This is a genomic window from Collimonas rhizosphaerae (assembly GCF_038896935.1).
In the GTDB taxonomy this organism is placed as follows: Bacteria; Pseudomonadota; Gammaproteobacteria; order Burkholderiales; family Burkholderiaceae_D; genus Collimonas; species Collimonas rhizosphaerae.
Map to the genome: position 1 here is coordinate 220,053 of NZ_JBANDC010000006.1, position 14,576 is coordinate 234,628.

The window sequence follows — 14,576 nt, forward strand, 5'->3', positions numbered from 1 at the left end:
GCATAGTGTTTAAGCCGTCCGGGGAGGCAGTGGGGCTATAATTCTGTCGGCATGGTTGTATGCGGTTGTTTGCTTGCCGCCTCCGCTTACGCATTTTTCAACCCCTTAAGCAGATAAAGTTGCTCATCGTCTACACCAGTTGTTCACATGATGCAGCTCTATCGCTACTGATTTCATTACTCGATACTCCATGAAAAAAATACTCGCGGCGCTTGCTGCCACTGTCCTTTCCATATCCGTTGCCTTTGCGCAGACATTGCCGCCGCCGACAGTAGCCGCCAAATCGTGGCTGCTGCTCGATACCACCAGCAACCAGGTAGTGGCATCGCAAGATCCCGACATGCGCATCGAACCGGCCTCGCTGGCCAAGATCATGACCGCCTATGTGGTTTTCGATGCGCTCAAGGCCAAGAAAATCAGCCTCGACCAGATGGTCAATGTTTCGGTGCGCGCCTGGAAGGTCGATCCAAGCAGCTCGAAAATGTTCATCGATCCGGCGACGCCGGTGTCGATCAACGACCTGCTGTACGGCTTGATGGTGGTGTCGGGCAACGACGCCGCAGTGGCATTGGCGGAAGCGGTCGCGGGCACCGAAGATTCCTTCGTCGCGCTGATGAACCACGAAGCCGAGCGCATGGGCATGAAGAGCACGCATTTCGGCAATCCGCACGGCTTGCCGAGCGCCGATACCTACTCCACCGCGCGCGACCTGGCGACTTTGGCGGCCCACGTGATCGTCGATTTCCCCGAGTTCTACAAGATCGATTCGACCAAGAAATACACCTACAACAAGATCACCCAGCCTAACCGCAACCGCCTGCTGTGGCTGGATCCGACCGTCGACGGCATGAAGACCGGCCACACCAGCAGCGCCGGCTATTCCATCATCGCCAGCGCCAAGCGTCCGAACGCCGGCGGCGACCGCCGCCTGCTGGCGGTCGTGATCGGCACCAATTCCGACGGCACCCGTACCCAGGAAGCGCAAAAAATGCTGAACTGGGGTTTCCAGAACTTCGATGCCGTCAAGCTGTACGCCAAGGGCCAGGCGATCGATACGCCGCAAGTCTGGAAAGGCGCCAAGAACCAGATCAAGATCGGCTTCACGCATGACGTCTACGTCACCGTGCCGAAAGGCGTCGCAGAGAAGATCAAGCCAGTGCTGGAACGCACCGATCCGCTGATCGCGCCGATCCAGCAAAACGCCAAGGTCGGCACGGTCAAGATAAACGCCGACGGCAAGACCATTGCCGAGTTTCCGGTGGTGGCGCTGGAAGACGTGGCCCAGGCCACCATCTTCGGCCGCGCCTGGGATTCGATCCGTCTGCTGTTCAAATAAAGGCAGCGCACCCAGGGCTTGCCGCCCTGCCGGTCCCATCAAAAAAATGACAGCCGCGGCTGTCATTTTTTTTACCAATAATCATTCGCATGCAATGGCTGGACAACTGTATCACTCTGTATCATCTGGTTACAATTTTGTTTCCGCGTAACAATTAAATAGATTGTCCGAGAGCAAAATGTGGGGATACACTGCAGTCCCGTGACCAACCCTGGCCACGACAAAATGATGCGGCGCCCACCACAATGCGGCGCCAGCACATGGCTGTACAACAGGAGGAATGACATGATGCTCAGCTTCATCGGTTTCCAGCCGTACGCCTATCACGCCACCTCAAGGCCGCTCGCTCCGCCTCTTCGCTTCTAGCTTCTAGCTTCTAGCTTCTAGCTTCTAGCTTCTAGCTTCTAGCTTCTAGCTTCCAATTTTTCGCTATACCGAATTTCAATCCTGGCGCTCTGCACGCCCGGGTTGTCTTAGACGCAGCCGTCGTTCCGCCATGGCAGGTGGCGGCACGCCTGTGCGTCGACCTGCAGCGGGACGCAATCTCGCTGCAGATGCGGTAACCGGACGCTCCCGATCGGACGTCCGGCTATGTCAATTCACATCAACTATGGAGAGATGCAATGAAATTGAATCGCAAATTAGTCGTGCTGGCTTTGTCTTGTGCTTACGCCAGCGTTGCGCTTGCAGGCGCTGTCAAGGGATCCGGCGACTCGGTCTACAAGCCAACCGGCAAGGGCTGGGGCGAGCTGGACCTGGACGTGCAGACCCATGCGCAAAAGGCGGCAACCCTGAAAGCCCAGCGTACCGCCAACCTGACCAACCAGGGCGGTCCGGTGATGACCGCGCCAAAGAACGTTTACTACATCTGGTACGGCACCTGGGATAGCGCCTCGCAGAATGTATTGACCAACCTCGGCAACCACATCGGCGGCTCTCCATACTTCAACATCAACACCACATACACCAACAAGGCCGGCACGCATGTGCAAAACGTCGTCAACTATGCCGGCACCACTACCGACAGCGGCTCGCTCGGCACCAAGCTGTCCGACGCCAACATCGAAACCATCGTCGCCAACAAGATCAATTCCGGCGCGCTGCCGCTGGATGCGAACGGCGTCTACTTCGTGCTGACCGACAAGAACACCACTGCCACCTCGGGTTTCTGCACCCAGTATTGCGGCTGGCACACCAACGCCACGATCAACGGCCAGGATATCAAGTACGCCTTCATCGGCAATCCTGAAACCCAGTGCGCAAGCTCGTGCGGCGCCAATACGCCAAGCCCGAACAACACCCCAGGCGCCGATGCGATGGCCAGCATCATTTCGCATGAGCTTGAAGAAGCGACCACCGACCCGGACGGCAACGCCTGGTATGCGCTGTCCAACGGCATGGAAAACGGCGACAAATGCGCATGGAATTTCGGCGCCACGTCGACCGCCGCCAACGGTTCTGCCTACAACCAGACCTTCGGCACCATGAAGTACCTGATCCAGCAGAACTGGACACTGCTGCCAAGCCAGGCCTGCGCCCAGCACTATCCGTGATGGCACGATGGCTGTGATGTAACATGGAATTCCGCCGCGGAGCGCTCTGCGGCGGAGCTTCAGCTGATGCTCTTTCCGATTCAACCGCCCGAGTCCATGCCATGAAAAAATTTCCTCTCCTGCTGGCGCTGCTGCTGGCAAACCCGCTATCCGGCTTCGCACAGCAAGCCGCCGCTCCGCTCCAGAGAACCATACCGACCATCACCCGCACGGTGCAGATTTTCAGCACATTGGAAAACGAATTGAATGACGCTGTCCAGCAGCGCAACAGCGGCGTCATCGATAAACGCCTTGCCGACGATTATGAACTGCGCACCGCTGCCGCTCCCGCCCGGCCGACGCCGCGCGCGGAATGGATCGCCAGCGCCCTGAAGCAGGCGCCGTTTGCGTCGCAGGTGCAACAGATGGCAGTGCATGAATACGGCAATCTGATGGTCGTCAGCTTCCTGTGGTCGCTGGATGTTCCCGCCGCCAGCCCGCTGGCAAAGAACATATTTGTCGTCGATACCTGGAAACAGGTCGACGGCGACTGGAAACTGGCGGCCCGCTACGCGGCGCCGGCCGACGCGCAGCACAAGAAAGTGCCGGGGGCAGACCTGTCCGGCATCGACGCCAAGAAAAAAATCTGACACTGAACCCTGTCTCTTTCTTAGCAATGGAAACGCCATGATCCGCTTCAAGAATACCTTGCCCTTGCTGCTCGCCCTGGCGGCCGCCGGCGCCGCCGCCGAAACCGCGCAGGAAGCCCGCATCAAGCAACTGATCGAGCCGCGCATGGGCGTCGGCATCAAGGTCGATTCGATCACCAAGACGCCTTATGCCGGCCTGTATGAAGTGCGCACCAACGGCGATATCTTCTACACTGATGAAAACGCCGACTACATCGTAGTCGGCAAAGTCATCGATACCCGCACCTACAAGGACCTGACCAAAGAAAGGGTGGACCAGCTCGCAGCGATCAATTTCGCCGACCTGCCGCTCGACGCCGCGGTCAAGACTGTCAAAGGCAACGGCAAACGGGTGCTGGCGATATTCGAGGATCCGAACTGCCCTTACTGCAAGAACCTGCACAAGACCTTGCAGGGAATCGACAATGTGACGATCTATACTTTCCTGCTCAATATCCTGTCCGACGATTCGGTGGTGAAGTCGCGCGATATCTGGTGCTCGGCAGACCGCAGCAAGGCGTGGAACGACTGGATGGCAAACGGCAAAGCCGCAGCAGCGGCCGCGGCCGCCTGCTCGACGCCAAACGACAAAGTGCTGGCGCTGGGCAAGAAGCTGCGTATCGTCGGCACGCCCACGGTGTATTTTTCGGATGGCAGCCGCACCGGCAGCGCGCTTGACGCCAAGGCCCTGGAACAGAAACTGGCTTCCATGAAGTAGCCTGGGCAGCCTGCCGCAAACGCCGCAGGCTGGCGCCGGTCAGCGCCGGCGGCGGCTCCAGGCTTCCAGGAAGGCCAGCGTGACATTAGCCTCGTTGGTCTCCGCCAGGCCGCTGCCGAAGAAGGCGCCGACATCCTTGAAATCATTGCCGCCCGCCAGGTCCGACAAGCTGCGGAACGCAATGAAAGGCACACGGTTGGCATACGCCACCTGGGCAAAAGCACCGGTTTCCATATCCACCACCTGCGCCTGCAGGTTATCGAACAGATAGGCCCGGTAGCCGGGATTGGCCAGGAAAGCGCTGCCGGAAACACCACGCCCGCCAACCCGCAACTCCGGCTGGACGCTGACGCACAGGGATGGATTCTTCGGTCCGCATTTCGCCAGCCCTGGCTTCAAGGTACGGGCCAGCGCCAGCATCTCGGGATCGGCCTGGAACTCGAAACGGAATTCTCCTTGCGGCGCATTGCTTGCATTCATGACGAAATTGTCGCGCATGAACAGGCCGCTGCTGACCGGGCCATTGGGAGTATCGAACTTGAAATCCGGGCGCGGCTTGCCGTTGTCGGCCGCCAGCTTGACACCCAGGCAGCTGACATCGCCCGCCGCGCCGCAAGGCGAAGGCAAGCTGCCGTCGCCGTTCCAGTAGACTTCCATCGGCATCGCCCAGCTCTCCGGCACGGTAACGTCGCCGACATGGCTGGCCGGATTGACGCCGCCGGCGATGCCGCTCATCAGCAAGCGCTCGATATGGAAATGATCCATCATCAGCTGCGTCACCATGGTGGCGTTCACCACGCTGACGCCGCTCAGCACGATCACCACCTGGTTGCCGCGCAGTTCGCCGGTGGTGAAGCGATTGCCGTTGATCTTCCAGTCACGCTTCTTCTGCGTCTGTTCCAGCAGGATATCGGCTTCGGCGCCGAACGCCGAAACGATGCCGATGCGCGGTCTGCATTCGCTCAGACAATGACTCTTTGCCGGCGGCGCCGCGCCGGCGGTGGCCATCAAGGCGGCGCCGGCCAGCAAGGCGCAAGCTGCCTGGCGCAGCATTTTCAATACAGGGGCATGGGCGGGCAAGGGCTTTCCTTTCATTGGGTAAAAAGGGTTGGTGGTTCAGGTATTTTCCGGTCCCGAAAGCGGCACGCCAGCGCCCGGCTTGAGGCCATGGCGCCAGAGCAGCAGGCCGATCGCGTAGGTGACATAGTAAGCCGCCAGGATGCCGAAGATCAGCAAGGTCAGCGGACTGCCGGAAAACTGGCTCGGGGTCCAGACCTGCGGTCCCGGCGCCAGGTAGAACTGGGCCAGGCGATAGACGATGCGGCCGGCGAACAGCAGCGACAGCGCAATGCCCAGGTGGGCGCTGGGCGTATAGAATAGGCCGGCCGGCGTTTGTTCGAATTGCGTGAGGCGGTGGCCATAAACGCCCAGCCCGATGCCCAGGGCAATGCCGCCGGCGACTGCCGCCAGATGGTCCGGATGCGCCAGGGACGCCAGCGACAGCATGCCCATCAGCCAGGTAAACAGGCAAATGGTGATCCACGGCCTCACGGCCGACAGTTTCTGCCGGCCGACCATGCGCCGGATCCGCGAATACAAACGCCAGACCACCAGCGCGGCGATGCCGAGCGACACAAACAAGGAAGGATGAACGGGAATTGCCATGGATTTCTCCCCAATGCGGCTGATCGCGCCAGTCTAACCCAGTTTAATGCCAGGGCAATTACCCTCTGTTCACGCAGCCTGCTCGGCTGCCTCGAAATTGATCTGCGCCTGCTCCCGCACCTGGGCCCGCCGCAGTTCCCACAGTTCGCGCAGCTTGTCCGAGCGCAGTTCGCGTTCGTCCGACTCCGAGACAAACCCGACTTCGCCGTTGCCGTCCGCCACGGTGCGGCTGAAGCTCCATTCGCGCGAGAATTCCGGCTTGATCGCGCCGGCGTGCTTGGTCGGCATGGCGCAGATCAGTTGCATGCCAAGGTTGTCGCGCAGGAATTTCAAGACATCGCGCGCGCGCCCTTCATCCATCTTGGCGAACGATTCGTCGTTGACCAGCAGGTGCAGGCTGGCGCCCTTCTCGAAACGCTTGAGGCGGTTGGTGACGACGGCCGCGTGGATGATGTAAGCCGGCGTTTCCAGCTGGCCGCCGGAACCGGTGCCCCATTCCGACAAACGCACATGCGAACCGGTATCGGATTCCTTGTAGATTTCATAGCGGCGGTAGTTGCGGTAATCGGCAACCCGCTGCAGTTCCTTGACCGCCTTGTCTTCGTCGTCCGACAGCAGCAATTGCACCAGGCGATCGCGCACCTGGCAGTTTTCCGCGCTCAGGACAGGATCGGCAAACAGGTTGCCGGCTTCCTGCGTATCCGACATTTCCGAGGTGGCGCAAAAGAAATCATAGTAAGCCTTGAATTCCGGTATCCATTCCGACCAGTCGATGCGGAATTTATCGGTGCCGAACTTGAGCTTGTCGAGTTCGGTGTTGAGCGTCTTCAAGGTGCGCACGCCGGTATCGACCGCATTGCGGATTTCGTAGCAGAACTGCTTGGTGAATACATCGTTGAACGACGCTTCGGCCGTGCGCAGCTGCTCCAGGTTCTTGATCAGGCCGATATCTTTCTGCCGCGTCAGCTGGGCTCGGGTACGTTCCTGCAAGGTCACCATCAGCGCGTACAGCGGCGTGAAATCGCCATCGCGCAGATCGTCGCCCTGTGCCGTTTCAAACCGTTCGTCAATGCGCGCATGGGCGTGGTATTCGCCCAGGGCGTTGCGGGCGTCGCCATACAGCTGCCAGCTGAGGGCGGTCTGTTTGGCGACGCCGGCGGCGGCCTGCGATTGCGAATGGCTGCCTGCGTTTACCCACGCCGCCACTTCGTCCGTCAGCGCGGTGAAAGACAGGCTGCCGTTGACGATGCACAGGTCGCGCAGTTTTTCGGTATCGCTGTCGACCCGCGCCTGCTTGGCTCCGAGGCCGAAATGCAGGCGCGTCAGCGCGGCCTGGTGGCCCTGTATGGCCTTTTCATGGCCGCCGATATTCTTGCTGCAAGCGGTCTTGCGGGCTTCCAGGGCGGCGATTTCAATGCCCAGGGCTTCCGCCTCGTCTTCCAGCTTGCTGACCTGGGTCAGGTCAAGCCGGCCCAGGTCCTGGCGCGCGGCGTCGAGCTCGCGCACCAGGTTTTCCAGTTCGTCGATCGCGGCAAACGACGGACACTGGAGCTGCCCCATCAAGGCCAGCGCGCCCTGCAGCTCGCGCAGCTGGGCGCGTATCCGGGTCAGCTCCTGCTCTGCGTGCGCATGCTCTTGTTCGGCGCGCTGCTTGGCAAGGCGCTTGGCTTCCTGGCCGAACACCAGCAGGTCGGTATCGGCGGTGAACATGGTGCGCGAGCCGCTGCCCTTGCCGTCCCGGGTCAGGCCGCGCGAAGTATGGCGCAGGGCTTCGGTATCGGCTACCTTGACCACCTGGCCGAACTGGTCGTGCAGATAGGCATGGGCAATCGGATGCTCGGTGCTCAGTTCGTGCACGATCGAGTCGCTCGGGGTTCTTTCGATTTTCAGGTTTTTCAGGCAGAAGCTGCCCTGGATCACATTGGCGCGCAGTTTCTTCTGCCGCACGAAATCGATGGCCTTGCCCTCCCACGCCTGGTCCACCACCAGGTTGAAACGGGCGCCGCCGAGATACCCTTCGATCGCCGCCTGCCACTCGATCGACAAAGGCTCCACCAGGTCGCACAATACCTGCGCCCGCGCCGCGCCCAGCTCAGAGCGGAACTCCTTGAGCGCATGGCGGATATGCTGCGGATAGTCGGCGCCGCCTTCGGCCAGATTGGCTTTGCGCGAGGCGGCGTCTTTTTCGTGGCGCAAGGCGTCGTGCTCGGCCGTCCGCAGCTGCGCAATCTGCGTGTGCAAGGCTGAAACGAAACTGTGTTCCGTGCCGGCCAGCGCAGCGTGCAGTTTCCCCAAGGCGGCATCGACGCCTTCAAAGCCGCTGACCAGCATCAGCGATTTCAGCACGTCCACTTCGTCCGCCTTGGCCAGCTCGGCGATGCTGCGCAGGTGGGTCGCGAGGTCCAGCGTGCCGGCTGCCGACAACGCCAGCACTACCTGGCGCGCGGCGTTGGCGATTTCCTTCTGTTCCGGCGGAATCTGCATGCCGGCCACGCTGCGCGCCGCGGTTTCCAGCTGCTGGGCGGCCAGCGCGTTGTGCTGCAACGCGCTGAACACGGCCTTGATCTTGCCGTCGTTCTGCTCGATCTGGTTCTGGATCCGGCTCTTCTGTTCGGCCGCAGGGATGCCCATCATCTGCGCATGGATCTGCGTCAGGCTGCGGTTCTTGGCGCCGCGGTCCTGCTCCAGCTTGTCGGCGTTCTCGGTTTCATCGTCGATCAGCGCCTGCAATCCCTCGATGGCCGAGGTAGCGGCTTCCAGCTGGCGCTGGTCTTCGCGCAGGGCCAGCGACGACACCAGCAGCTGCGACTGGCTGGCGGATTGATGCGCGCGCGCCGTGTCGCCGACAGCCTTGCCGAGCAGCTCCAGGCGCTTGACGTTGTCGCTCAGGCGTTCGCCTTCCTTGCGCAGCTCGTTGACCTGGCGCATCAGCTTGCTGATCTGGCCGATGCGCTGCGACAGCTGGCTAGTGTCGAGTTCCAGGATCTGGTGCTTGACCAGGTCGTCGACGCTGCCGATCGGCTTGTGCGCGATCGACTGGCTCCAGGCCCGCGCCGCGCTTTCCGCTTCGGCGAAGGAGACGGTTTTCTGGCCACGGAAGCGGCCGTACAGCTGGCACAGGTACTCGCGCTTGCTGTCGCGGAAATTGGTGATGCCGCGGTATTTCCCGGCCAGGTGATGTTCGATTTTTTCCACCGCCACCACCGCCATGCCGCCGTCGATCTCGGTCGACGTCAGGTCGCCCAGCTGCAGCGCGACGCCGTCGATGATCAGCAGCGCCAGACGTTCCGACACCGCCTGGCGGCGCTCGCCGGCGCCGTCGACACGGGCGGAAGCCGCCACCAGCGCGGTGAATTCGCGCCCTTCCTCGCCCTCGCTCGGCTTGAACACCGCGGCGATGTAGCCGTGCGCGCCGTTGGGACGGGCGAACAGGTTATCCTCGGCGCCGACGATGTAAGACCACAGGGTGCGTTTTGTCTTGCCGTTGCGCGCGCCCTGGGTAGTCTCGTCCTGGCCCGGGTTGTAGCTGAAAATATTCTGGTAGACAGCCGTCATCACGGTTTGCAAGGCGTCCAGCATGGTCGATTTGCCGGAGCCGGTGGGGCCGGTCAGCAAAGTCATGTTGCCCATCGGGTATTCCTGCGAGCGCAGGGCGCCCCAGTTAACCAGGATCAGTTTATCCAGCTTCATTCCACGTTTCCTTCTATGCCTTGCGCTGTAAATTCGTCTTCCGCTTCGGCTTCGACTTGCAGGCTCACAGGTTCTGCCTCGCTGCCGGCGCCGGCCGGCAGCGGCTCCGATTCCAGCGCGGCTTCCAGCATGTCGTCGCTGATGATGCCGAGGATGGTCGGCCGGATCGCCAGCAGGGCGTCCTCATCGTCCATCGAAAAATTCGGCGCCAGCCGGATCAGGCGATGGCGCTTGAGATCGTTGAGCAGGCGTTGGCGCTCGATGCTGGTGGGCGGCAGCGCGCGCTTCAATTGCGTCTGCAGGGTCGCCGACAATTCCTCGAAGCGCGTCAGCACCTCGCCGGAATCCGTCAGGCGGTTGCCGCCTTCCGACAAACCCTGCTGGTACTGGAAGCGCAGCGCCAGCGCCGCCGCGACAAAATCCGGCGACAGCCGGGCGCGCAAACCGGGCACCGCTTCCAGTCCGTCTTCCGGCAAACCCGGCACTTCGGCGCCGGGCGCATACAGGCGAAAAAATTCGCCTTTCAGGTTGTGCTCAAGACGGAAGCCGCCGAGCTGGAAATAATCGCCCAGGCAGGTTTCGATGCGGCGCGCATCGTCGTACAGGCGCTGCTCGACGCCGTCTTCCTCGCGCAGCACGATGCCGGCGGCGAACAGGCGTCCGACGATTTCGCGGAAACGCTCCAGCGACAGGCTGTGCAGCGCCAGCTGCTGGTGCAGTGTTTCATTCAGGGTCATGTTTCATCTCGATCTGGTAATCGTCGCCGGCATAAAACTCGTTCCAGAGCTTGCTCGGCAATTTCTGCACGGTGAGCCGGCCGTCGCGCGCGCCGCGCACGGCTTCCACCACCTGCATGTTGTTGAGGACGTCGGTGGTGGTCGCCACCGGCAAGGTCGACAGCCGGATCGGCCGGTCGCGCAAGCGCAGCTCAGCGCGGATCCGGTGCACGATGTCGTCGTTGGAGAGGGCGAAGGCGTCGGCCTCGGCGCGGTACATGGCCGCCGCCAGCCGGGCGTCGCGCGTCACTTTCGGCTGTGCCGTCACGGTCAGCGCCTTGCGCCGCTGCGAAGCGCTGCGCAGCTTGAAGCCGGCCGGATCGAGCAGGCGGATTTCGGCCGGCGCGATGGCGGCGCCGATCCGTTCCAGCAAGGCGTCCTGCGCCGCGCCGCTGAGCTTGGCGGTCTTGCCGATCGCCACGCTGTAGGCTTGCCGGGTCTGGCCGCCGCGCAGCATCAGCGCCTGCTGCACGATGCTGGCGGCGCGCTGCATGTAGACGCTCATGGCCTTGATCAGTTCAGGATGCTTGGTGGTGCAAGCCGCTTCCACCATTTCTTCGATGCGGTCCAGCATCCATTCCAGCGTTGACGGCCCTTGCCGTTCCTGGCTGGCCCAGCGCGCGATATCGTTGAGCTGGTCTTCCAGCGCCTGCGACTTGTCATGCTCCAGGCTGTGCAAACGGGCGATCACGTCGCGGATCGCTTGTCGATGGCGTTCGATGCTGTCGGCCGTGAGCTGCTTCTTGAATTCCTTTTCGAAGCGGTCGAGGAATTCCATGAAACCGTCCCATGGCGTTTGCGATGCTTCCAGCATCAGGCGCCGCACCAGCTCCTGGAAATAATCGACGCCTTCCGACAAGTCGCTGATCACTTTTTCGGCGTAGTCGTAGGCGTCGATCAGGTCGTAGGCGTCGACATTGCGCAACGCGGCGTTGAGCGCATTGCGGCAGCTGCGCACGTTACGCTGGCGGGTACGCGCGCTGCGCCGGTCTATGGCCCAGAACGCTTCGGCAAACAGCTTGCCGGCGCGCGTGAAGCGGTAGGCGGTGACCAGGCCGGCGCGGTCGCCGAAGGTCTCCAGCCAGCCGTCCCTGAGCAGGGTGCGCAGCAATGCGCTGCTGCTTTGCTGGTCGTCAGCGCCGGCGGGAATCAGATCGTCGTCGGCCAGCCCTGCGTCCGCCGCTGCCTCTTCCTGCGCCAGCATGACCTGGCGCGACTCCTGCACCACCGGCAGCAGCAGGTCGCGCAAGCCGTCGCGCGTCAGGTTCTGGCCATAATCGGCGCTGGGACCGTGCAGCCGCTCATACAGCGCACGCACGCAAGCCACCACCACGCCGCGGTGCTTGCCGGCCAGCGGCCTGAAAAAATTAAGTCGGTCTGGTTCAAAAAACAATCGGGTTGCCTGCCTTAGCTACGGAAATGCGTTACAAAAATGCGTTGCAAAAACGAAAATATATCGGGTATTGGCGCCTGGCGATATTGCCGGCGGCGTAATTGTGTAAATTAAAGCCTAACCCGCCATTGTAAAGGGTCGCGCCGGCGCGCACCGGCTATATCGAGCCGGTATTTTATACAGTGGACAGAAAGCCGGGCCATCCGTAACATCCATTGCTAGAATGCCGCCAGACATTCCCCGCCTATCCGCCAGGAGACACCGTGCCATCGAGCCGCCCCACCAGCCATCCCAGCATGACGATCCAGCGCAAACCGGGCGCCAGCGGCCTGGCAGCCTTGGCAACACCGCTTGGCGCGCACTGATGCGCCGCCGCCGCCCATGATCCCCTTGTCCCTGCCCGCGGCTCCGGCCAATGTCATCGCTGCCGACGGCCAGCCATGCATGGGGCGCTATGCCGGCCAGACCGGGACCATCGACTGGTCGACCCTGGCTCCGCCCTATGCGCGCGGCAAGCTGTGGCGGCGCTTCCATCACAAACGCTGGCAATACGTGGCGCTGTCGACGCCGCGGCTGTTGTGCGGGATCGCGATTGTCGACGTCGGCTGGACCAATACCGCTTTCGCCTACGTCTTCGACCGCCAGCTGGGCAAGCAGATCGCCGGTTTTTCGCAAGACGGCATACCTGGCCTGAGCGCCAGGGTCAGCGACCGGCCGGACGGCGCCAGCCGTTTCCACTGTTTCGGCAACCGCATCGATTACCAGCCGCCGCTCGCCGGCGCCGAGGATGGCGGCAAATACCAGCTCAGCGTGCAATGCGAGCAGTTCGAGCTCGAGGCTCAATTCGACGCCAGCCAGGCCGCCCCCCTGTTCCTGGCAGTGGGCCCGATTGTGCACGGCTCGGTGCACGCCACCCAGAAATCGCCGGGCATGCCGCTGACCGGCGAAGTGCGCGCGGGCGACGAGCGTTATGAGCTGGACGGCGGCGTCGCCAGCTTCGACTATTCGAACGGCCTGCTGGCGCGCAATACAGAGTGGCGCTGGGCCTCCGCCCATGGCCTGGATATCGGCTTCAACCTGCAGGCCGGTTATTTCGGCAAGCAGGAAAACGTGCTGTGGCTGGACGGCCAGCTGCATGCGCTCGGCCACGTGCGGTTCGAGTACGACCTGGCGGCGCCGCTGGCGCCGTGGCATATCTATACCGACGACGGCCTGCTCGACTTGCAGTTCATGCCGGAAGGCGCGCGCCACGAAAACAAGAACCTGCTGGTCGCCGCCACCCGCTATATCCAGCCGATAGGGAGTTTCAGCGGCTGGGTCAAGCCGGAGCGCAACGCCGCGCCGCGTCCGGTGGAGCACCTGGTGGGCGTGACCGAGGAACACTTCTCGCGCTGGTGACGTTGCCGTGCACCAACATAGCGATTCGCAATTTTCCAACACCTGCCGCATTTCCCCTGCATCGCCAATATGTTTGGTATACCATTGCCGGCCAATTTTTCATTTGTGAGGCATGGCGATGTCAAATGCTTGCGGCGTGGATTTCGGCACGTCTAATTCCACCGTCGGCTGGAGCAGGCCCGGACAAAGCGCCTTGCTGCCGCTGGAAGACGGCAAGGTCACCTTGCCTTCGGTGGTGTTCTTCAACGCCGAGGATGACGCCTTCAGTTTCGGCCGCGCCGCGCTGAGCGCTTACCTGGCCGGCTACGAGGGGCGTTTGATGCGCTCCCTGAAGAGCCTGCTCGGCTCCAGCCTGATCGACGCCCAGACCGAGGTCGGCGGCCGCGCGCTGCCGTTCCGCGCCCTGCTGAGCCATTTCATCGCCGAACTGAAAACCCGCGCCGAACAGGCTGCCGGCAAGGATTTCCAGAGCGTGGTGCTGGGCCGCCCGGTGTTTTTTGTCGACGACAACCCGGCCGCCGACCAGCGCGCCGAAGATACGCTGGCGGAAATCGCCCGCGCCGTCGGTTTCCAGCACATCGCCTTCCAGTACGAACCTATCGCCGCCGCCTTCGACTATGAATCCAGCATTGAGCGCGAGGAACTGGTGCTGATCGCCGACATCGGCGGCGGCACCTCCGACTTTTCGCTGGTGCGCCTGTCGCCGCAGCGCGCCGGCAACAGCGAACGGCGCGACGACATCCTGGCTACCGGCGGCGTGCACATCGGCGGCACCGATTTCGATAAATACCTGAGCCTGTCCAGCGTGATGCCGATGCTGGGACTGGGCAGCCGCCTGGTGAACAACAGCGAAGTGCCGTCCAGCTATTACTTCAACCTGGCGACCTGGCACACCATCAACCAGATCTATACCCGCAAGGCGTGGCTGCAGCTGAAAGACGTGCAGCGCGAAACAGTCGAACGCGAGAAATTCAGCCGGCTGCTGGACCTGGTGGAACAACGCGCCGGGCACTGGCTGGCGCTGCAAGTGGAGCAAGGCAAGATCGGCTTGTCCGACGCCGAAACGGTGCAGCTCAGCCTGGACCGCATCGCTCCCGGCCAGGCCCTGAGCCTGACGCGCCAGCAGTTCAACGATAGCATCGCGCACCTGGTGGGCACGGTGGAAGACACCGTGGGCAACCTGCTGCGCGACGCCGGCGTGACGCCGGCGCAAGTCGATACGGTATTTTTTACCGGCGGCTCCAGCGGCGTACAGCTGCTGCGCCACAAGATCGCGGCCCTGGTGCCGGCGGCAAAAGCCGTCGAAGGCGACCTGTTCGGCAGCATCGGCGCCGGCCTGGCGCTGGATGCGGTGCGCAAGTTCGGCTGAACCTGGCAGC

General features: G+C 62.3%; 11 protein-coding genes. 6 read left to right on the forward strand and 5 right to left on the reverse strand.

Annotated elements, in window-relative coordinates:
• Positions 1–190: 190 nt before the first annotated feature.
• The 4 genes from V8G57_RS10975 (at position 191) to V8G57_RS10990 (ending at position 4,275) form a co-directional block, all read left to right on the forward strand.
• Positions 191–1,336 carry a D-alanyl-D-alanine carboxypeptidase family protein gene (locus tag V8G57_RS10975; RefSeq protein WP_092395567.1) on the forward strand — a complete coding sequence of 382 codons (1,146 nt, stop codon included), beginning with the start codon at positions 191–193 and terminating at the stop codon, positions 1,334–1,336.
• A 623-nt stretch (positions 1,337–1,959) separates the two neighbouring features.
• Positions 1,960–2,889, forward strand: coding sequence for a hypothetical protein (locus V8G57_RS10980; RefSeq protein ID WP_342829408.1), 930 nt, complete (start codon positions 1,960–1,962; stop codon positions 2,887–2,889).
• A gap of 101 nt (positions 2,890–2,990) precedes the next feature.
• Positions 2,991–3,518, forward strand: coding sequence for a nuclear transport factor 2 family protein (locus V8G57_RS10985; RefSeq protein WP_342829410.1), 528 nt, complete (start codon positions 2,991–2,993; stop codon positions 3,516–3,518).
• 37 nt (positions 3,519–3,555) lie between these two features.
• Positions 3,556–4,275: a DsbC family protein gene (locus V8G57_RS10990; protein WP_342829411.1), complete on the forward strand. Its 720-nt coding sequence runs from the start codon at positions 3,556–3,558 to the stop codon at positions 4,273–4,275.
• A gap of 39 nt (positions 4,276–4,314) precedes the next feature.
• On the opposite strand, the gene V8G57_RS10995 is transcribed toward V8G57_RS10990, so the two are convergent.
• The 5 genes from V8G57_RS10995 to V8G57_RS11015 form a co-directional block, all read right to left on the reverse strand.
• Positions 4,315–5,355 carry a 5'-methylthioadenosine/S-adenosylhomocysteine nucleosidase gene (locus tag V8G57_RS10995; protein ID WP_342829413.1) on the reverse strand — a complete coding sequence of 347 codons (1,041 nt, stop codon included), beginning with the start codon at positions 5,353–5,355 and terminating at the stop codon, positions 4,315–4,317.
• Positions 5,356–5,391: 36 nt separating this feature from the next.
• On the reverse strand, positions 5,392–5,940 hold the full coding sequence (locus V8G57_RS11000) for a CcdC protein domain-containing protein (RefSeq protein WP_342829415.1): 549 nt from the start codon (positions 5,938–5,940) through the stop codon (positions 5,392–5,394).
• Positions 5,941–6,009: 69 nt separating this feature from the next.
• Entirely contained in the window at positions 6,010–9,630 is a 3,621-nt protein-coding gene (locus V8G57_RS11005; RefSeq protein ID WP_342829416.1) for an ATP-binding protein, read from the reverse strand.
• Complete coding sequence (locus tag V8G57_RS11010; RefSeq protein ID WP_342829417.1) at positions 9,627–10,367, reverse strand: DUF4194 domain-containing protein; 741 nt, start codon at positions 10,365–10,367, stop codon at positions 9,627–9,629. Before V8G57_RS11010 ends, V8G57_RS11005 begins: the two co-directional genes overlap by 4 nt.
• Positions 10,354–11,799, reverse strand: a complete 1,446-nt coding sequence (locus V8G57_RS11015) for a Wadjet anti-phage system protein JetA family protein (protein WP_342829419.1) — start codon at positions 11,797–11,799, stop codon at positions 10,354–10,356. The genes V8G57_RS11010 and V8G57_RS11015 overlap by 14 nt, the downstream gene beginning before the upstream one ends.
• Positions 11,800–12,150: 351 nt before the next feature.
• On the opposite strand from V8G57_RS11015, the gene V8G57_RS11020 reads away from it, so the two are divergent.
• Positions 12,151–13,197 (forward strand): DUF2804 domain-containing protein, encoded by a 1,047-nt coding sequence (locus V8G57_RS11020; RefSeq protein WP_254784993.1) that lies wholly within the window; start codon positions 12,151–12,153, stop codon positions 13,195–13,197.
• 118 nt (positions 13,198–13,315) lie between these two features.
• Positions 13,316–14,566: an Hsp70 family protein gene (locus tag V8G57_RS11025; protein ID WP_342829421.1), complete on the forward strand. Its 1,251-nt coding sequence runs from the start codon at positions 13,316–13,318 to the stop codon at positions 14,564–14,566.
• Positions 14,567–14,576: the final 10 nt, after the last annotated feature.